Below are 17,993 nucleotides of genomic sequence, written 5' to 3' on the forward strand. Positions count from 1 at the left end.
CGGGTGAGGGCGAGACGCCATTATACCGGTTTGGCGAGCTCTCCGCGCAGGAAGATGACGGCGGCTTCCGGCGTCCGGATGCCGTACTGGTTCTCCAGCTCGATCAGGATGTGGTCCCGCATGGCTCGGACCTCGCGCAGCGGGATCGCCAGGGTCTCGGCGATGCATGCGACATCCCAGCCCGCCGCCAGCATCGGCATGATGCGGTCGTGATCGGTCGAGTGGCCAGGAATGCGGAAGCGCCAGCGCTTGCGCTGGACGATCTCCTTGAGCACGATGTGCCCCAGCTTGAGGGTCTCGCGATCCGCATCGCTCAGCGGATCATCGCTGGCACAGCGGTGCAGCGTGATGAGCGGCGCGAAGTTCGGGGTCAGGCGCTTTGGCGCGTAGACGGCCCGTTGGATCCCCTGGGACCGCATGAACGCCTGGATGAGGCGTTCGACCAGCAGGATCTCGGGGGGGATTTCGAGCGATGGCGGAAAGGCGATCGGTGAGGTGGCAGCCACTTCCACGTAGCCACCCACCCGCTCGGAGAAATCGACCGCCGAGAAGTTCGGGCACGGAATCTCCTGGGGAAAGAGGGTGCCGGGGAGACCCTCTGCCTCCGACATGTAAACGACTTCCGAGTATTCGGGATGACGCCGGATCTCCGAGTAGACGGCGCGATCCCAGTCCGTCGCGGCTCGGATCGCATCGATGAGCGCGACGACGCAGCCAAGGTAGGTCGTCTCGGGGGCGTAGACCCTTTCGAAGAGGTCCGGCAGGGCTTCAGCGAAGCTGGCGGCGTCGGGGCGGGAGGTCATCGCTTCTCATTTCTCTACAATGCAAAGACAAAGTAATTATAACCTTATCGCTCCAATGTAGGAAATCTTGTGCGATGACGCCCCGCCCAAGACGGCGAGTCGGCGCTAGCTCACCTCTCCCAGCGCACGAGGAAGGCGCCTACGGTCATGCCCGGTCCCACCGCCACCATGATGCCGATGTCGCCCGCTTCCGGCTTGTTGAAGGCCAAGAGCTTGTCGAGCGAGAAGAGCACCGAGCAAGAGTTCATGTTGCCGTGCAGCCTCAGAACCTCGTAACTCGGAGCCATCTGAGCATCCGTCAGCCCCAGCCCGCCCTGGCAAACCTCGAGAACGCGGCGACCGCCGGTATGGAAGGCCCAGTGCTTGACTTGAGCCAGTGAGAGGCCGTGACGTTTCAGCAGGCGCTCGACCACTCTGGGCAGCACGCTGCCCGCGATGTCAGGCACCGCGCGATCAAGCAGCCCCTCCCAGACGGTGCCTTGCTTGAGGGCGACGGCGTTGAGCGAGTCGGGTGCGAGCTCTTGCTGCGAGTCGAGGATCGAGGGGTAGGCCGCTCCTTGCTCCGACTCGCCGTCGCCTTCCGCTGCCAAGATGATGGCTCCTGCGCCCTCCCCGAACAGCAGCTGCTGGACGATCACGGACTTGTCGTTCGGGTCTTGAGCGGGGTTGTACAGCGCTGCCTGGACTTCCGTGCAGACGACGGCGACCTTCTTGGCCTGCTGCGAGACGATGAGGGCACGGGCGATCTGCATGGCCGGGAAAGCAGCGAGGCATCCTTGCCCCACCAGGTCATAGCGAAGCGCCGAGCGGCTCCCAATGCCGTAGGTCTCGCAGAGCACCTCGGCGATGCCCGGCATCATGTAACCGGTGGATGTGGCGGTGATGACCGCATCCAGCTCGCGCGGATCGATGCTCGAGCCTGAGGCCTTCAACACGGCCTCGGCGGCCAGCCGCGGAGCGTGCTCGCGATGATAGGCCCCCAGGGTGTCCGCCGTCGCCGAGGCCAGCAGATCCTTGATCGGAGCGCTGAAATTCCTGGTGTCGATGCTGGCGCCAGCGACGATCGCTGCGGCAAAGGCGTTGCCCGTGTACCCAAACTGCTCGAAGAGGTCGGCCTGCGAGTAGGAGGGCGGCGTTGCGGTACCGAGACCGAGCACGGGGATGCTCTGGTAGGTCGCGATGGAGATGGAAGGTGCAAGGGCGGGGGCCTTGGTAACCGTGGTCTGGCGCATCTGCATGGGCTGACATCCTTTCGCCGATCGTAGGTGACGGGAAACGAGCTGACCTGGGTCGCCGGTGACCGTGAGATTTGACAACGAAAGTAACGAAGCATCTTACGGGCATCGTTCCACTTGATTATTATTCCCGCCACTGTGTTAAACTTTTTATGGGCGTCTTAAAGCCTCATAAAAAGTCAGAAAAGCACCTGAACGTGCCGGCGTTTGTTATACTTGGCGCTGGTTTCATAACCGAGCAGCAGGGGGAAAGCTTGTCACAACAACGAGTTTTCGATGCTCTGTGCCTGATGAGTCACGAGCTGAGCATCGCCACGTCGCTTCATGAAGTCCTGGACGTGGCGACGCGCCGGGTGAACGAGACGCTGGGGGAGGCGCGGTTGACCCTCTGGCTCTGGGATCCCCGGCTCGAGGCGCTCCAGCTCAAGGGCACCTACGCGCTCTCCGAAGCCGAGGTGGCGGCGAACAACGCCATCGCGCAGACCGATCGCTTCCGCCAGGGCAGCCCCGTCTTCCGGAGCTTCGACCGGGTCGAGCCCCTGGCCGTCACGGCCCTGGGGGCGTCAGCGCACGCGGTTGGGGCGTTTTGCGTCTCCTCGGCGTTCAAGGCCTGCTATGTCGCCCCGGTGGTGTCGTTGCGCGGCGCGCTCGGGGCCCTTGCCCTCTTCAGCCCGCAGGCCTACGAGGACGAGGCCTTTGTCCTGCGATGCCTACAGGCGATGTCCGCTCAGCTCAGCTCCTCGATGACCCAGGATCGCCTTCGATCCGAGCTGACGGAGAAGGCGACCCAGCTGCGCCTCACCAACAGCCAGCTCGAGCACGTCATCGACGAGCTGCGCGAGGTGGACCGGGTAAAGACGGGCTTCCTCAACGCCGTGAGCCACGAGCTGCGCACCCCCCTTGCGACCATCCAGGGCTACGCGGAGCTGCTCGAGGACGGTGCCGCAGGGGAAATGAACCCCGAGCAGAGCAGCTTCGTGGCGCGCATCTCGGGCGCTTCGCTCCAGCTCAAGTCCCTGGTCGACGATCTGCTGGATCTGGCGTGCCTCAATGCCGGCAAGTTCCGCCTGGAGCCCAGGGCCTTCCACTATGCCGATCTCATGCGCGACGTGGTGGGGCAGCTGAAGGTCATCAGCGACAGGAAGCGCCAGACCCTGACCCTCGCGGTGGAGTCGGAGATCCCCATGCTGGAGATCGACCCCTTGCGCCTCACCCAGGTGGTGAACAACCTCGTCTCCAACGCGATCAAGTACACCCCCGAGCAAGGGAGCGTCCACGTCCGGGTGTCCCTCGCGGAGCGGATGGTCCGCACCGAGGTCCGCGACACGGGCATCGGGATTCCCGAGGGGCATCGCGGGATGCTCTTCTCGAACTTCCACCGGGTGGACAACCGCCTCTCGCGCGAGGACGGCGGAGTGGGCCTGGGGCTCGCCATCTCCAAGGGCTTCGTCGAGGCCCACGGTGGCCGGATCGATTTCAGCAGCGCCCCGGGAGAGGGCAGCACCTTCTGGTTCGAGCTCCCCGTCCCCCGCGAGGGGGATCTAGCCGAGGGCTAGCCCCCGGCGTGCGCGCTCTTCGGCGATCTCCTCGGCCGGATAGGTGATGATTTCCGCGAGCGTCGGGTGCAGGTGGGGAATCTGCATGAGGCGCTCGACCGTGCACCGGAACTCCATGGCCACGATCAGCTCGTGGATGAGATCCGCCCCCTCCGGCCCCACGATGGCGGCCCCCAGGATCTCGCCGGTGGCGGGATCGGCGAGCAGCTTCACGAAGCCCTGCATGGCACCCTTGCCCATGCACTCGGCCTTGCCCAGGTCCTCGAAGGCGTACTTGCCGACGAGCACCTCGCGCCCCTCGGCGGCCGCGTCCTTCTCCGAGAGGCCGACCCGCGCGACGTTGGGGTCGGTGTAGATGGCGCTCGCCAGAAGGCGGTAGTCGGCGGTGCGCGCGGGCGACTTGTCCAGCATGTTGTGGGCGGCCACTTCCGCCTGCTGGATGGCCACGTGCACCAGGAAGAAGTCGCCCAGGCAGTCGCCGGCGGCGAAGATGGCGGGGTTGCTGGTGCGCATCCGGGCGTCCACCCGGATGAGGCCGTTCGGTGCCTCGACGCCCGCCGCCGCCAGGTCGAGCGGGGCGATGAGGGGGGTGCGGCCGGTGGCGACCAGGATCTCCTCGGCCTCGAGGACCATGGTGCGATCCCCCTGCGCGAGCGTCATCGCCTTGAGGCCGTCCCGGCGCTCGACCGAGAGGGGCTTGACGCCCCGGAGGAGGGTGATGCCGTCCGCCGCGATGGCGGCCTCGACCACCTCCTGGACGTCCAGGTCCTCGCGCGAGAGGACGTGCTCGCCCCGGACGATCATCGTGACCTTGACGCCGAGCCGGGCGTAGAACTGGCCGAGCTCGAGGGCGATCACGCCGCCGCCCCACACGATCAGGCTCGCCGGCAGGCGCGTGAGGTCCATGGCCTCGTCGCTGGTGATGTAGCCCGCCTCGGCGAGGCCCGGCACCGCGGGGACCGAGGGGGTCGAGCCGGTGGAGACGAGGAAGCGATCCGCGGTGTAGGTGACGCCGTCCACCTCGATGCGGTCGGGGCCGCTGAAGCGGGCCGACCCCTGGATGAGCCTTGCGTTGGGCGCCTTGCGGATGCCCTCGACTCGGTAGGCCTGGAAGCCCTTCACCAGCCGGTGCTGCCGCGCCATGATGGCCTGGAAGTCCGCCCTCACGCCCTCGACTTCGATCCCGAGCTCCGAGGTCTCGCGGATCAGCTGGAGGACGTCGGTGGTGCGCAGCATGGTCTTGGTGGGCATGCACCCGCGAAGGATGCAGAGGCCGCCGAGCGGCCCCTTGTCGACCATCGCGACCGACTTGCCGTGCGCGCCCAGGATCCGCGCCGCGTTGTAGCCCGCGCTCCCGGCCCCGATGATGATCGCGTCGAAGTGAGTCATGAGGGGCAGGCTTCTCCTGTATCGGCTGAGCGGGCAAGACCGCTCATTATCCCCCGCTCACGCGCGTTTGCCCAGTGGTCGTGCGTTTGGTCCGCGGCCTAAGTTTTGTATACTGCGCTCCACGCGGGCGGCCTCAGGCCCCCGGATCAGGGAGGTGCGATATGCAGCGCATCGTCATCGTCGGGGGGGGCTTCGGCGGGATCTACACCGCCCTCGCCCTCGAGAAGGCCTTGCGGGTGCGGGAGGACCTCCGGGTCACCCTGATCAACCGCACCAACTACTTCGTGTACTACCCCCTGATGCCCGAGGTGATCTCGAGCGGGGTCGAGCCTCGCCACGTGGTGGTGCCGCTGCGGACCCTCTTCAGGCGCGTCCGCGTCCTGGAGGCCGAGGTCCGCGCCCTCGACGAGAGCCGGCGCGAAGTCCTCGTCTATCGAGACGGCATGCAGGCGCGTCTGCCGTTCGACCACCTGGTGCTCGCGAGCGGCGTGGAGGCGAACCTCGCCGCCTTTCCCGCAGTGGCCGAGGTCGCCTTCCCCTTCAAGTCGGCCGAGGACGCGATCGCCCTCCACAACCAGATCGTGGACGCCTTCGAGGCGGCGGACTTCTCGGAAGAGCCGGCCGAGCGGCGCGCCCAGCTGACCTTCGTGGTGGTGGGCGGGGGGGCGACCGGAGTCGAGTGCCTGGGCGAGATCGAGGCCTATATCGAGGGGATCCGCCGCTACTACCCGCGCGTCGACCCGCGCGAGATCCGGCTGGTGCTGGTGGAGCTCGCCCCCCGCATCCTCGCCGAGGTCGGAGCGAGGCTCGGCGAGTATGCGGCCGATCGCCTGCGCCGTCGCGGCATCGAGCTTCACCTCGAAACCTCGGTCACCGACGCCGACTCGAGCCAGGTGCGGCTCTCCAACGGTGCGCTCATCCCGACCCGCACCCTGGTCTGGACCATCGGGACGGCCCCCACCGCCTTCACCAAGTCCCTCGATTTCCCGAAGGACGCCAAGGGCTACCTCAAGGCCGAGCCCACCCTCGAAATCGAGGGCCACCCCGGCGTCTGGGCCCTTGGCGATGCCGCACGGATCCCGGATCCCGACAACAGGCCTTACCCACCCACCGCCCAGCACGCGGTGCGCGAGGCCAGGCGCCTGGCCTCCAACCTGCTCTCGACGATCGACGGCCGGCCGCTTAAGCCCTACGTCTTCCACACGTACGGGACCTTCGTCTCGATCGGTGCCCACGACGGGGTCGCGGTGATCCGGGGCCGGCAGGTAAAGGGCTTGTTGGCCTGGCTCGCCTGGCGCGCGGTCCACTTCGGGCTCTTGCCCGGCGCCGAGCGCAAGCTGCGGGTCCTGGTGGACTGGCTCTTCTCGCGCAGCCGTCGCAAGGACGTGGTCCAGATCGGGCTGCGCCGGCCGGCGTCCCAGCTGGTGGTGACCCCGCGCGTCGCCTTCCTGCGCGAGGGCCTGGCGGTGCCGTCGTCGAGCGACGCCGAGCCGCCCTTGGTCTAGCGCTTCAGAAATCTCTCGCAAGAACGGAACCCGGTAAGGGGGGGCCGCGTCTAGGGGACAGCAGCCCGGGAGTGGGCTGGAAAATCAAGCGACGCCTCGATCCGAGGCGTTCTGCCGTCCTCTGGACTGAAAGGAGTCACCCCCATGTTCAAGAAGGCTTCCGCCCTCGTGCTCACCGTTTCCGCTCTCGGGCTGGTCGGCTGCGGCGCCCTGCCCGGCACCACCACCCCTCCGAGCGCCAAGGACGCCCAGATCAACGGCCGGGTGACCCACCTCGGCAAGGATCCCGGCCAGGAGCTGACCCTCTCGCTCAAGCGCTTCGACGGATCGAGCTTCCAGCGCCTCGGCACCAGCACCCGCAGCGACAGGCAGGGTCAGTACGCCTTCTCGGGCTTGAGTGCGGGCAAGTACCAGGTCTTCTACGACGACCAGGGCGAGGTGGTGGACGCGGCCGACGTCAACACCGTCGGCGCCTACGTGGACGCCTCGGTCCAGGTGGTCGAGATCGGCGCGAACGGCAGCGCCACCTCCAACTTCGACGTGGGCTGGCAGCTCTCGCCGACCATCAAGCCCAACGACGCCTTGCGGGTCGGCGGCTCCGATCGCTTCTCGTTCAGCTCCAAGTACGGCGACAGCGACGCCGAGTACCAGGTGCTGGTGGCCGACGGCGCAAAGCGCTCGGTCTGGTCCAGCGCCTGGACCAAGAGCACCAGCTTCGCATGGAACGGCAACGGCGGCAGCGAGACCAACAGCCCCACCCAGGCCTACGCCGGCACCGGCGCGCACTTCTACCAGGTCAAGTTCCGCAAGGCCGCGACGACCTTCGGCGGCGACGGCTACTACGGCCAGACCAAGTGGATCCCCTTCTCCGTGACCCGCTGAGCACCCTTCCTGCCCGTCGCGGCCGGCCCGGGCCCTCGCTTGTCGAGGGCCCGGGCCGTTTTGTATAGAACGGTGCTTGCATGGGTCAAGGGGCAAGAGTATATTAGTCCGGTTCAGCTCCCCTTTCGGGCGCCGCGCAGGACTGGTCCGCGTTTTCGCCCGGGTTATTAGGAAGCATCATGTATCTGATCGTCGGCTGCGGCCGATTGGGCGCCAGCCTGGCCATCCGCCTGGCCACCGAGGGCCACGAGGTCGTGATCCTCGACCACCTTCGCGAGAACTTCCACCTCAACCTCCCCCGGGACTTCAAGGGCAAGACGATCGCCGGCATGGAGATCGACGAGGCCATCCTCCGCCGCGCCGGGATCGCCCGCGCCAAGGCGGTCATCTGCGTGGCCCGCGACGAGAACACCAACATGATGGCCGCCGACGTGGCCCGCCTCATGTTCAACGTCCAGAACGTCATCGTCCGCATCGACCAGCCGAACCTGGTGGAGGCCTATCGTCAGGGCGGTTTCGAGGTCATCAGCCCCATCAGCATGGCCACCAGCGCCCTCGAAGCGAGCCTCTTGAAGGGCAAGGAACCGTAACGCCATGTACATTCTCATCGCGGGCGGCGGCAAGATCGGCCTCCACCTGATTCGCACCCTCCTCTGCAAGGGGCACGAGGTGGCCCTGATCGAGCGCGATCAGCGGGTCTGCGCCATGGTCGTCGACGAGTTCCAGGAGGTCGTCGTCCTGGCGGGCGACGCCACCAACCCGGAGCTGTTGCAGCGCGCCGACATCGCGCGCGCCGACGTGGTGGTGGCCGTGGCGGGCCGCGACCAGGACAACTACGTCCTCTGCAAGATGGCCAAGAACCTCTACGGGGTCAAGCGCACCCTCGCGCGGGTCAACGACCCGCGCAATGCCGACCTCTTCAAGCTCGCCGGGGTCGACTTCATCATCAGCGTCACCGCCATGGTGACCCGGGCCATCGAGTACGAGATCGTCCCCCACGACATCGCGACCCTCTTCACCTGGCACGGCCGCATGGCCATGGTCGAGGTGCTCATCCCGCCCAACAGCCCGGTGGTGGGGGTGCCCATCCGCAAGCTCGACTTCCCCGAGGGGGCCATCCTCTCGGCCATCTGGCGCGACGGCGAGGCCATGATCCCGCAGGGCGACACCACCCTCCAGCCGGGCGACGAGATCTTCGCCATGACCCTCCAGGGCCGCGAAGACCAGCTCCGCGCCACGCTGATCGGCTAGCCCCGTGGCCACGACGCAGCAAACCCGCGGCGGCACGGCGCCGCTGCCCAAGACCCATGCCCAGATCACCTGGTGGCTCGCCGCCGGCCTGGTCGGCGCCGACATCGGGACCTCGGTCTTCTACAGCACGGGGATCCTCTTCCCGCACGTGGGCTTCGCCGCCCCCTTCTTCATCCTGCTGGTGGTCGGGGCCATGTGGCTCTTCAAGGCGACCTACCAGGAGGGGACGGCGGTCGCGCCCATCAACGGCGGCGCCTACACCATGCTGCTCCAGACGGTCGGCCGTCGCTCCGGGTTGGTGGTGGGCAGCCTGACCATCCTCTCCTACCTGGCGACCGCGGTGGTGAGCGCCCTCTCGGGGGCCTACTATCTCTCGTCGCTCTGGCAGCACGCGCCCTGGCCCACGTGGCAGGTGGCCGCGGTCGCCGCGATCCCGGTGCTCCTCTTCGCCTTCCTCAACCTCTTCGGCCTGAAGGAATCGACCAAGCTGGTCTTCGGCATCGCGGCCTTCCACTTCCTGCTCCTCATCGTGATCGACGTCTGGGGCCTGTTCGTCGTCTTCACGCAGGGCGTCGACTGGTCACGCATCACCCATGGGGTCATGCATCTCGGCCCCCACGAGGCCATGCTGGGCCTGGCGGCGGCCTTCCTCGGGATCACGGGCTTCGAGACGGCCGCGCAGATCGTCGAGGAGCTCGAGGCCCCCTCCTGGAAGGCCATCCAGAAGATCTACCTGGCGATCGTCCTGCTGGTGAGCTTCACCGCGCCGGTGAGCTCCATGCTGTGCATGCTCCTGCTGGACGACGCGCAGCTCAAGACCTACAGCTCCAACATGCTCTCGGGGCTCGCCTTCACGTTGGGCGGAAAGCCGCTGCTCTACGTGCTGGTCATCGATGCCTGCCTGACCCTCTTCGCGGCGGTCAACACGGCCTACGCGGGCGCCACGGGCCTCATGACCACCATGGGCAAGCAAGGCAACCTGCCGTCGATCGTCCTTCACCAGTGGACCAAGCGGTTCTCCGCCTTCCAGGGCTACCCCTACGTCGCCCTGCCGTTCATGGCCATCTGCCTGCTGATGCTGCTCGCCTTGCCGGGCAGCGTCAACGAGCTGGGCGAGGTCTACGGCATGGCCTTCCTGGCGGTCATGGTGAGCTACTGCCTGGGCGTGGTGCTCTTGCGCCTTTACCAGCCGCACAAGATCGCTCGTTCCCCCTACCTGTCCCGGTGGGTGGCTCATTTCAGGGCCAAGGCGATCCCCATGGCCGCGGTGGCCGGCGGCGGGCTCTTGCTCTTCGCCGAGCTGGTCTTGCTGTTCACCGCCAAGAGCGCCCGGGATCTGGGGGTCCAGCTCTTCTTGATCGTCCTGCTGATCATGGTCTTCTACCGGCTGGGGCAGGTGGAGGGGCGAATGGTGCGCCTGCCGGACCTGCGCATCGGGCTGGGCAAGTTCCGCGACCTCGAGGAGTTGCCCGAGGACCTGCCGGTTTACGTCCTCTGCACCCCGGGGGCGACCCCGTCGCGCCTGGTGACGACCATCAGCTACCTCCTCAAGATCCACGGCCCCGACCCCATCGAGATCGTGCTCTTCCACGCCGAGGAGAAGGGCATGACCCACGGGGTGGTCTCCGAATCGCTGCAGCGCGTGGTCTCCCAGCAGCTCGAGGACTTCTTCTCCGAGCGGGATTTCATCCTGTCGGTCAAGGTCCTTCCCGGCAACCTGGCCGAGGTCCTGCCCGAGTACAAGAAGGTCAAGCGCATCGACCTGGTGTACATCACCAGTGGCCGGCTCCCCGAGCGCAGCGAGGCCATGCGCCAGCTGCTGGCCAACGAGCTGGGCCTCGACGTGATCCGCCTCGACGAGGCGAGCCTGCCCAAGGGGCCGGGCGCCTGGTTCAACCAGTGGGTCCAGGGCTTCCGCAAGCAGAAGGACTAAGCACGTATTGCCTGAATCAAACGTCTGCCTGCGTCCTCCCCGCCCCCCGGTGGGGCGGGGAATCAAGCGAACGTTTAGTTTCACACCGAGCTGCTTAGCCGCAAAAAAGGGGGACGAGCCACCGGCTCGCCCCCCTTTTTTGCGCGCGCTCAGGCGCGCTTGAAGAGCCAGTACGAGTAGAACACCGGCAGCAGGGCCGCGATCCCGACGGCCCCGAGGAACACGGCCAGGCTCCAGGGCTGCGGCAGGCACGCGCCCAGGATGGTGATCGCGCCCGCTGCGACCATCAGCTTGCCGCCCAGGCGGTGGGTCCGGTACCAGACCTCCTCGCTGGAGAGGGTCCAGGGGGTGCGGATCCCGATGAAGAAGTTGGATCGCACCTTGGGCAGGTAGTTGCCGAGCACCACGAAGAGGATCCCCAGCCCGACCATCATGCCGCTGAGGGGCAGGTGCTGGCCGGGGGTGACCGACGCCGACAGGGTCAGGTAGGTCAGGAAGAGCGCGAACGCGCACAGGATGCTCCGGATGATCTCCAGGACCTGGGGGGACTCGGCCAGGTGCCGTCCTCGCGGATCGAGCACGGGCAGAGCCCAGACGAGGGCGTAGAAGAAGGTCCCCATCACCGGGCCGATGAGCGCCCCGGTGGCCCTGGGCGCCCACTGGTCCGGATCACCGGCCATGCCCCAGTGGGTCGGCACCTGCTCGGGCAGCTGCGGCCAGTAGTAGGCCGCAACCCCCCAGCACGCTCCGACGAGCAGCAGGGGCAGCCATTCATTCCTGAGCGTCCAGCGCATTCCGCTCTCCTTTCCAGAGGCCCACCACGGTCGTGACCAGCTCCTCGAAGACGGTCAGGTTGAGGTGATAGGTGATGGTGGTGCCGTCCCGCTCGCCGTAGACCAGATCCGCCTGCTTGAGCTGGGAGAGGTGGTGCGAGATGGACGGCTTGGAGAGCGCGAAGTGGTCCGCGATCTCGCCCGCGTTCAGGGGGCGCTCTCGCAGCAGCGCGAGGATCTGCCGCCGCGTCGGATCGGCGACCGCCTTGAAGACCTCGTTCAGCGCCATGGAGAATCCCCCTTTTGCTTTCAGGATAGCATCGTACGACCCGAGATCAGCGCCGAGAGAGCAATTCGCTGCGGGAGAACTTGCGCACCGCGAGGAAGACCAGCCCGGCGTCGACGAGCCAGAAGACCGCGCCGAGCGCGATCGCAACCCATGTGCTGAGGTACAGGACGCCGGTCGCTTGCCCCACCACCAGCCCGAGGACGACGAGCACCAGGCTGCCTGCCGCCTGGTTGGCCTCCATGAAGGTGCTGACCTTGGTGGAGACCAGGACGGTGGCGGCCATGCCCATGACGGCGATCGCGGGGGTGACCCACAGCATCATGGGCCACCACTGGGCGGTCGGGAACCAGAGGCGCCCCATCACGTCGTAGCCGGCCGCGTTGGTCACCACCGCGTAGACGGCGAAGCTGCCCCACGCGAGCAGCACCGCCGGCACCACGGCCGCGAGCGTCTTGCCGACGAAGAGCTCGGCGTCGGTGGCCGGAGTGTAGAGCAGGGCCTCGAGGGTCTTGCGCTCCTTCTCGCCGGCGAAGGAGTCGGCTCCCACGATGGTGGAGAGCATCATCGGCAGGACCAGGAACATGGGCGCCATCAGGTAGCCGAGCATCAGCGTGACCATGGTCTGGCGATCGCTGAGGCCCGAAAGCTCGCGGGCGACGGCCGGGGGCATGTGCTGCCGAAGCTGCGCGAGCGTCTCGGCGGTCTTGGCCCCCTGCAGATCGCCCTGGCCCGAGGCGAAGAGGATGATGAGCGGCAGGACGACCACGAAGATGAGGGGGACCGTCAGTGAAGGCACGATCGCCGCGCGGTTCCGCGACACCTCCATCAGGTCCTTCTTGGCGATCGCCTTGATCCGGCGCCAGTTCATGCGTGCACCTCTCTTTCTTGCCGCTGGAGCTTGAAGTAGATGTCCGACAGGGAGGCCTCGTGGGGCTGGACCCGGCGGATCTCGGCCCCTTCCCCGACCAGGGCGCTGACGAGCCCCGCGATGCGCCGCTCGTCCGAGAGGCGTGCCGAGAGCACCAGGCCCGAGAGGCCGGCCTCCTGGATGCCTTGGAGCTCCAGGATGCGCTCGACCACGCCTTCCCGGGGCTGCGTGAGGAACTCGACCTCGACGCGATGCCCCTCGCCCAGCCGGCCGGCGAGCTCGGCGACCGTGCCTGCGGCGAGCAGGTGCCCGCGGTTGAAGAGGGCCACGCGATCGCAGAGGCGCTCGGCCTCTTGCAACTGGTGGGTGCAAAGGAAGATCGTGCGACCTTCCTCGCGGCTCAGCTGCTCGACAAGGTCGATCACCTGCTGGGCCGATTCCGGGTCGAGGCCCGCGGTCGGCTCGTCCAGGAAGAGCAGGGAGGGCTCGTGCAGGAGGGCGCGGGCGATCGCGAGGCGCTGCTTCATACCCTTGCTGAAGCCCCCGGCCCTGGTGTCGGCGCGCGCCTCGAGGCCGAGCAGGGACAGGAGCCGCGCGATCCTGCCTTCGATCTCGCGGTTTGGAACCCCGTACATCTGGGCGAAGATCGATAGGTTTTCCCGGGCGGAAAGCCGCTCGTAGAGCGAGGGCGTCTCGGTCAGGACTCCCGTCTGGGCGCGCAGGGCGCTGCCGTCGACGGTCGGGTCGAGCCCGAGCACGCGGCTCTTGCCGCGCGTGGGCTGAAGCAGGCCGTTGAGGAGCCGCACGGTGGTGGTCTTGCCCGCGCCGTTCGGCCCGAGGACCCCGAAGACTTCCCCCGGCTTGACCTGGAAGCTCAGGCCGTCCACGGCGCGGATCTCTCCGAAGGTGAGGGCGAGGTCTTCGACTTCGATGGCCATGGTCATGCGTACATCCTTTCGGGAGCTAGCCGAGCGACGCGGTGCCGACGGCCGAGAGGCGGCCCGTCCGGTCCAGGACCCAGACGCCGAGCGCGAGCAGCCCCATGCCGATCACGCCGAGCGCCCCGCCGATGAACGTGTGGTAGGAGAGCACCAGGAGGCTCAGGACGAACGACACGCTCTGGTTGATCAGCCCGTGGGCGTAGCTCGCCACGAAGATGCTGCCCGAGGCGTAGTAGAGCCATGCGAGCACCGCTCCCGAGAGGACGCAGAAGAGGGTCATCATGAGGATGCCCAGCACCGGATGGCCGGGGTAGTTGTAGCCCATGGCGATGAGCGGGGCGTGCCAGAGCCCCCAGATGACGCCGTGCAGCGCCAGGGCCCTGCGCGAGCCGAGCGGCAGCAGCCTGGGCAAGAGGTAGCCGCGCCAGCCGTACTCCTCGCCGAAGAGGGCAGGAAGGCCGAGGATGGGCCCCAGCACGATCCCCTGCAGCGCGGCGACGCCCAGGAAGGCCGGGCCCGTCAGGCCGAGGGGTTTACCCGCCTGCTCGGCGAGCCTGGTCATCATCGCCTGGGCCTTGGTCAGCCCCGTGTCGAGCGAGAGCCAGGGGGTGAGGGCCGAGAGCCCGAACGAGAGAATCACCCAGCCGAGCACGAGGCCCACGGCGATCGCGTAGTAGCGCTTCTTGCCCAGGCACAGCCCGCTGCCCTTGAAACCTTCCTTGGTCACCCACTTCCGGAACACCACCGCCACCATGGCGGGGAAGAGCATCTGGAGGCTCGCGCCGATGGCGAAGGCCTTGGGGTTGGAGAGGCCGCCCTGGAAGAAGACCCAGGCGTTCATGGCCCAGGTCAGGGCGAAGACGACGGCGAGGTACCAGCCGACGGGTTTCCAGTTCATGGTCGGGGTCATGGGCGAGGCTCCTTTTTAAGTCGATGTCTAATTAGATGATAATCGAAATAAGGAGCGAATCAACCCCCACCGCAAAAAAAGAGTGGCCGTGGGTTATCCCACGGCCTGCTTGGTCAATTTTCCGAGGGCGTCGAGCATCTCGCGCCGCGAGGAGTCGTCCTCGATCGCGTCGATGGTCTCGCTGAGCCAGGGGATGGCCCGGGGGTCGCCGATAGCGGCGAGGGCCTCGGCGCATGCGGCGCGTACCAGGGCATCCGGGTCGCGCAGGCGCGAGCCGAGGGGCTCGAGGGCGCCCGGGTCCGCGAAGCGCCCGAGGGCGTGGGCGGCGCGGGCGCGCACGTAGGGGTCGGGGTCTTCCAGGGCGCCGACGACGCTCGTGAACTCGACGGGGCCGCGCGAAGCCAGGGCGTCGACCGCGCGGGCGCGCAGGCCGGCATCGGGCGAGAGGAGCTGGGAGACGAGGGCCTGGTGGGCCTGCTGGTCGGCCGTGCCGAGGGTGACCATGGCCGCCTGGCGCATGGCCTCGACCCTGGGATCGCTCGAGGGCACCATCGCCTCGAGCGCGCCGAGGGCGCGCGGGTCGCCGATCATCGCCAGGGCCTCCATGGCGCCGAGCTGCATGGTGAGGCCGCCCTGCAGGGCCATCATGAGGATCTCGAGGGTCTCGGGGGCCTTGATCTTGGCGAGGGCCTCGGCGGCGAACGTCCTGAGCTCGGGGTCCTTGGACTGGATGGCCAGCAAGAGAGGCTGGATCCCGCTCGGAAGCCCCAGGTTGCCGAGCCCGATGGCGGCGCTGCGCTTGACCTGGAGCTCGTCGTCGAAGGCGAGGGTCTGCATGAGGTACTCGACGACCGAAGGATTGTTGGAGAGGCCGAGCACGATGGCCGCCTGGGAGCGGACGGCGGGATCGGGGTCGCGCAGGTCGAAGATGACCGAGTCCAGCGAGATGTCTTCGTTCAAGAGGGCCTCCTGCGGCGATCAGTGCTGGGTGTCGGCCGGTCTGAAGACCGACACGACCTTGAGACCCGTCAGGCGCCTGAGCTCGTCCTCGATGGCCATGGCCTCGTCTCGATCCAGGTGCTTGAGGGGAATGGCGGGATAGGGGGCGACGTCGTAGTTGCCGCGCGCCTCGACGAACCAGCCCTGCGGCACCGGGCGGGTGGGGGTGTTGAGCTGCACCTCGTCCGGGCGGATCCGGTTCAGGATCTCGGCGAAGGCCTCGAGCTCCTTGCGGTTCTGGGGCATGAACATCATCTGGATGGCCAGGTAGCCCTGGTACTCGGCGCGCAGGGCGAGGATCCCCTCCACGATGGAGTCGACCGTCACGCCCTCGACCGGCCGGTCGATGACCTGGAGGGTGCGATCGTCGGCGGCGTCGAGCTTGCAGAAGACCTTCTCGGCCTTCGCCAGGTCGCGGCGCACCTGGGGATCCTTGAGGGTGGTCGAGTTGGTCAGCACCATGACGGGCTTGCCCGTGGCGGCGTGGATGCCGTCGATCACCTCGGCGAGGTTGGCGGCGAGGGTGGGCTCGCCGCTGCCCGAGAGGGTGACGATGTCCGCTTCCTGCCAGTTGCTGTCCTTCAGGTCGCTGAGGACCCGCTCGGTCGAGACGTAGACCTTGCGCTCGAGGGTCGGCACCTGGATCTTGCCGAGCTGGCAGTAGATGCAGCGGAAGGAGCAGATGCTGGTGCTGTAGAGCAGGTCGATCCCGAGGCTCATGCCGACGCGCCACGAGCGCACCGGACCGTAGACGGTCGAGACGTTCGGGACAGCGGAGTCGGTTGAGGCGGTCGATGCTTTCACGGGATCCTCGCAGGCGGGGGGCCGTGTCCAGTTTACCACCGCAGGGGCGGTTTTTACAGGGCGTTCGCGCCCCGATCGGGGCCCTCGGGCCGGGGGAGATTGCCACCATCCCAGGGTCTTGGTGTAAGATAACGGCCGAGATCCCGGCTGCCTTTCTGCCGGGCGGTCGCCCTCGGTGAGCCCAAGGAGGTTCTTTCGCTTGAAGCGGTTCAGTCTCGCGGAGGCCAATGCGATGATCCCCGCCCTGTCCCGGCGCCTCGACGCCGCTCAGGCGGAACTCGATCCTCTGCGCCTGAGCGTCAAGGAGGCCAACGACATCCTCCTGGCGCGCGAGTGGCGCATGCGCCTTGCCCGTCAGGACGGTGCCCCCCCGCTCTCCATGGCGGAGCTTTCGGCCGACTGGGACGAGGCCGCAGCCGACCTGTTCGCCATGCGCGAGCACCTCTGCGAGCGTGAGACGGCCTGGACCCGCCTCTTCGCCCGGGGGGGCGTGCTGGTGCGCGACCTGCGCAAGGGCGCGCTCGACATCCCAGCCGAGCACGACGGGCAGCCGGTCTGCTTCTGCTGGCAGCTAGGTCAGCCGAGCATCCATTACTGGCACCCGGTCGGTGCCCACGACGAGGCCGATCCGCGCCCGCTCACCGGGCAAGCCTGATCACGCTGCAGGCGTGATCACTTTTCTCCAGCCAGCGCCCAGCGGACCTCCTCGATGACCGAGCCATCCGCTTCCGTCTCGAGGACCTGCTCGAGCGCATCACGGGCGCTGGCTCCGCCGATGCGCCCGAGGGCCCAGGCGGCGGCGCCGCGCACGCTCGAGTCGGCGTCCTCGCGCATGGCCTGGGCGAGCGCCGGCACGGTCGCGGGATCCCCGAGGTTGCCGAGCGCGATCGCCGCGTTGCGGGCCATGCCGTGGCGCTTGGTGCGCTTGATGGGGCTGCCCTTGAAGCGGGCGCTGAATTCTTCCTGGGTCTGCGTGAGCAGCTCGACGAGATCGGGGTAGGCGCGCCCTTCCTTCGGGGAGTAGGCGGGCTCGGTGGCTTGCTCCGAGTGCTTGTTCCAGGGGCAAACCTCCTGGCAGAGGTCACAGCCGAAGACCCACTCGCCCATCAGGGGGCGCAGGTCGCGGGGGATCGGTCCGCGGTGCTCGATGGTCAGGTACGAGATGCAGCGCCGGGCGTCGACGACCCCGGGCGAGACGATGGCGCCGGTCGGGCAGGCGGGGATGCACCGGGTGCAGGTGCCGCACCGCACCGGGTGCGGGGCCTCGCTCACCGGCAAGGGGACGGCGGTGATGATCTCGGCGAGCAGGCCGTAGGATCCGCGCTTGGGGCTGATGATGCACCCGTTCTTGCCGATCCAGCCGAGGCCTGCGCGCTCGGCAACCGATCGCTCGAGCACGGGGCCCGTGTCCACGTAGGATCGCGCCACCGGATCGTCGAGGAGCCTGGCGAGCGCGCGCAGGCGCTCGGGGATGACGTCGTGGTAGTCGAGGCCGAGGGCGTAGCGGGCGATCCGCCCGCGCGGGACGTCCTGGGGCATGGGGCCGAGGGGGCCCGGGTCGTAGGCCATCCAGAGCGAGATCACCGAGTGGGCGCCGTTCACGACCTCGCGCGGGTCGCTGCGGCGATCCATGTTGCGGGTCATCCACTCCATGCCGGCGTGGTGGCCGGCCTCGACCCAGCGGCGGTAGGCCTCGGCGCCGCGGTAGGGCTCGGCGGGAGCGACGCCGACGGCGCTGAAGCCGAGGCTCTGGGCGTGAGAGACGAGGGTTTGCCAGTCCAACGGGGTTCACCTTCTTCGTTCCCCGCCCCCCCGGTGGGGCGGGGCTAGGGGTGGGGGGATAAAATCGAGTTCC

The 17,993-nt window shown here is 67.8% G+C and carries 18 protein-coding genes; 7 read left to right on the forward strand and 11 right to left on the reverse strand.

Annotation, left to right across the window (positions count from 1 at the left end; translation table 11 throughout):
* Positions 1-20: 20 nt before the first annotated feature.
* Entirely contained in the window at positions 21-803 is a 783-nt protein-coding gene (locus tag V6D00_16120; GenBank protein ID HEY9900706.1) for a hypothetical protein, read from the reverse strand.
* Positions 804-913: 110 nt separating this feature from the next.
* Positions 914-2,041, reverse strand: coding sequence for a 3-oxoacyl-[acyl-carrier-protein] synthase III C-terminal domain-containing protein (locus V6D00_16125; protein HEY9900707.1), 1,128 nt, complete (start codon positions 2,039-2,041; stop codon positions 914-916).
* Between the two features lie 287 nt (positions 2,042-2,328).
* On the opposite strand from V6D00_16125, the gene V6D00_16130 reads away from it, so the two are divergent.
* Positions 2,329-3,594 carry an ATP-binding protein gene (locus V6D00_16130; GenBank protein HEY9900708.1) on the forward strand — a complete coding sequence of 422 codons (1,266 nt, stop codon included), beginning with the start codon at positions 2,329-2,331 and terminating at the stop codon, positions 3,592-3,594.
* On the opposite strand, the gene V6D00_16135 is transcribed toward V6D00_16130, so the two are convergent.
* A complete protein-coding gene (locus V6D00_16135; GenBank protein ID HEY9900709.1) occupies positions 3,580-4,983 on the reverse strand; it encodes a dihydrolipoyl dehydrogenase in 1,404 nt (467 codons plus the stop codon). The two genes, V6D00_16130 and V6D00_16135, sit on opposite strands and share 15 nt — an antisense overlap.
* Before the next feature lie 161 nt (positions 4,984-5,144).
* Here V6D00_16135 and V6D00_16140 point away from each other — a divergent pair, with 161 nt between their 5' ends.
* From V6D00_16140 to V6D00_16160, 5 genes are all read left to right on the forward strand, one after another.
* Positions 5,145-6,488: an NAD(P)/FAD-dependent oxidoreductase gene (locus V6D00_16140; protein ID HEY9900710.1), complete on the forward strand. Its 1,344-nt coding sequence runs from the start codon at positions 5,145-5,147 to the stop codon at positions 6,486-6,488.
* Between the two features lie 144 nt (positions 6,489-6,632).
* Complete coding sequence (locus tag V6D00_16145; GenBank protein HEY9900711.1) at positions 6,633-7,370, forward strand: hypothetical protein; 738 nt, start codon at positions 6,633-6,635, stop codon at positions 7,368-7,370.
* Positions 7,371-7,549: 179 nt separating this feature from the next.
* On the forward strand, positions 7,550-7,960 hold the full coding sequence (locus tag V6D00_16150) for an NAD-binding protein (GenBank protein ID HEY9900712.1): 411 nt from the start codon (positions 7,550-7,552) through the stop codon (positions 7,958-7,960).
* A gap of 4 nt (positions 7,961-7,964) precedes the next feature.
* Entirely contained in the window at positions 7,965-8,621 is a 657-nt protein-coding gene (locus V6D00_16155; protein ID HEY9900713.1) for a TrkA family potassium uptake protein, read from the forward strand.
* Positions 8,622-8,625: 4 nt separating this feature from the next.
* Complete coding sequence (locus V6D00_16160; protein HEY9900714.1) at positions 8,626-10,554, forward strand: APC family permease; 1,929 nt, start codon at positions 8,626-8,628, stop codon at positions 10,552-10,554.
* 149 nt (positions 10,555-10,703) lie between these two features.
* Here V6D00_16160 and V6D00_16165 read toward each other — a convergent pair whose 3' ends face one another.
* From V6D00_16165 to V6D00_16195, 7 genes are all read right to left on the reverse strand, one after another.
* Positions 10,704-11,348 carry an SdpI family protein gene (locus tag V6D00_16165; protein HEY9900715.1) on the reverse strand — a complete coding sequence of 215 codons (645 nt, stop codon included), beginning with the start codon at positions 11,346-11,348 and terminating at the stop codon, positions 10,704-10,706.
* Positions 11,326-11,616, reverse strand: a complete 291-nt coding sequence (locus V6D00_16170; protein ID HEY9900716.1) for an autorepressor SdpR family transcription factor — start codon at positions 11,614-11,616, stop codon at positions 11,326-11,328. Before V6D00_16170 ends, V6D00_16165 begins: the two co-directional genes overlap by 23 nt.
* Positions 11,617-11,662: 46 nt before the next feature.
* Positions 11,663-12,484 carry an ABC transporter permease subunit gene (locus V6D00_16175; GenBank protein ID HEY9900717.1) on the reverse strand — a complete coding sequence of 274 codons (822 nt, stop codon included), beginning with the start codon at positions 12,482-12,484 and terminating at the stop codon, positions 11,663-11,665.
* Positions 12,481-13,428, reverse strand: a complete 948-nt coding sequence (locus tag V6D00_16180; protein HEY9900718.1) for an ABC transporter ATP-binding protein — start codon at positions 13,426-13,428, stop codon at positions 12,481-12,483. The genes V6D00_16175 and V6D00_16180 overlap by 4 nt, the downstream gene beginning before the upstream one ends.
* 19 nt (positions 13,429-13,447) lie before the next feature.
* Complete coding sequence (locus V6D00_16185; protein ID HEY9900719.1) at positions 13,448-14,335, reverse strand: CPBP family intramembrane glutamic endopeptidase; 888 nt, start codon at positions 14,333-14,335, stop codon at positions 13,448-13,450.
* A gap of 93 nt (positions 14,336-14,428) precedes the next feature.
* Positions 14,429-15,295 (reverse strand): HEAT repeat domain-containing protein, encoded by an 867-nt coding sequence (locus V6D00_16190; protein HEY9900720.1) that lies wholly within the window; start codon positions 15,293-15,295, stop codon positions 14,429-14,431.
* An 18-nt stretch (positions 15,296-15,313) separates the two neighbouring features.
* Positions 15,314-16,138, reverse strand: coding sequence for a radical SAM protein (locus V6D00_16195; GenBank protein HEY9900721.1), 825 nt, complete (start codon positions 16,136-16,138; stop codon positions 15,314-15,316).
* A gap of 199 nt (positions 16,139-16,337) precedes the next feature.
* On the opposite strand from V6D00_16195, the gene V6D00_16200 reads away from it, so the two are divergent.
* Positions 16,338-16,793: a DUF2203 family protein gene (locus V6D00_16200; GenBank protein HEY9900722.1), complete on the forward strand. Its 456-nt coding sequence runs from the start codon at positions 16,338-16,340 to the stop codon at positions 16,791-16,793.
* Positions 16,794-16,810: 17 nt separating this feature from the next.
* Here the strand turns inward: V6D00_16200 and queG are convergent, their stop codons facing one another.
* Positions 16,811-17,920 carry a tRNA epoxyqueuosine(34) reductase QueG gene (gene queG, locus V6D00_16205; protein ID HEY9900723.1) on the reverse strand — a complete coding sequence of 370 codons (1,110 nt, stop codon included), beginning with the start codon at positions 17,918-17,920 and terminating at the stop codon, positions 16,811-16,813.
* Positions 17,921-17,993 lie beyond the last annotated feature (73 nt).

The sequence above is a fragment of the Pantanalinema sp. genome, from assembly GCA_036704125.1.
Taxonomy (GTDB): Bacteria; Cyanobacteriota; Sericytochromatia; order S15B-MN24; family UBA4093; genus JAGIBK01.

Excerpts from the sequence above, each read along its gene's own strand:
- V6D00_16120 (HEY9900706.1), bottom strand. The coding sequence starts at position 803 with ATGACCTCCCGCCCCGACGCCGCCAGCTTCGCTGAAGCCCTGCCGGAC.
- V6D00_16125 (HEY9900707.1), bottom strand. The coding sequence starts at position 2,041 with ATGCAGATGCGCCAGACCACGGTTACCAAGGCCCCCGCCCTTGCACCT.
- V6D00_16130 (HEY9900708.1), top strand. The coding sequence starts at position 2,329 with ATGAGTCACGAGCTGAGCATCGCCACGTCGCTTCATGAAGTCCTGGAC.
- V6D00_16135 (HEY9900709.1), bottom strand. The coding sequence starts at position 4,983 with ATGACTCACTTCGACGCGATCATCATCGGGGCCGGGAGCGCGGGCTAC.
- V6D00_16140 (HEY9900710.1), top strand. The coding sequence starts at position 5,145 with ATGCAGCGCATCGTCATCGTCGGGGGGGGCTTCGGCGGGATCTACACC.
- V6D00_16145 (HEY9900711.1), top strand. The coding sequence starts at position 6,633 with ATGTTCAAGAAGGCTTCCGCCCTCGTGCTCACCGTTTCCGCTCTCGGG.
- V6D00_16150 (HEY9900712.1), top strand. The coding sequence starts at position 7,550 with ATGTATCTGATCGTCGGCTGCGGCCGATTGGGCGCCAGCCTGGCCATC.
- V6D00_16155 (HEY9900713.1), top strand. The coding sequence starts at position 7,965 with ATGTACATTCTCATCGCGGGCGGCGGCAAGATCGGCCTCCACCTGATT.
- V6D00_16165 (HEY9900715.1), bottom strand. The coding sequence starts at position 11,348 with ATGCGCTGGACGCTCAGGAATGAATGGCTGCCCCTGCTGCTCGTCGGA.
- V6D00_16170 (HEY9900716.1), bottom strand. The coding sequence starts at position 11,616 with ATGGCGCTGAACGAGGTCTTCAAGGCGGTCGCCGATCCGACGCGGCGG.
- V6D00_16175 (HEY9900717.1), bottom strand. The coding sequence starts at position 12,484 with ATGAACTGGCGCCGGATCAAGGCGATCGCCAAGAAGGACCTGATGGAG.
- V6D00_16180 (HEY9900718.1), bottom strand. The coding sequence starts at position 13,428 with ATGACCATGGCCATCGAAGTCGAAGACCTCGCCCTCACCTTCGGAGAG.
- V6D00_16185 (HEY9900719.1), bottom strand. The coding sequence starts at position 14,335 with ATGACCCCGACCATGAACTGGAAACCCGTCGGCTGGTACCTCGCCGTC.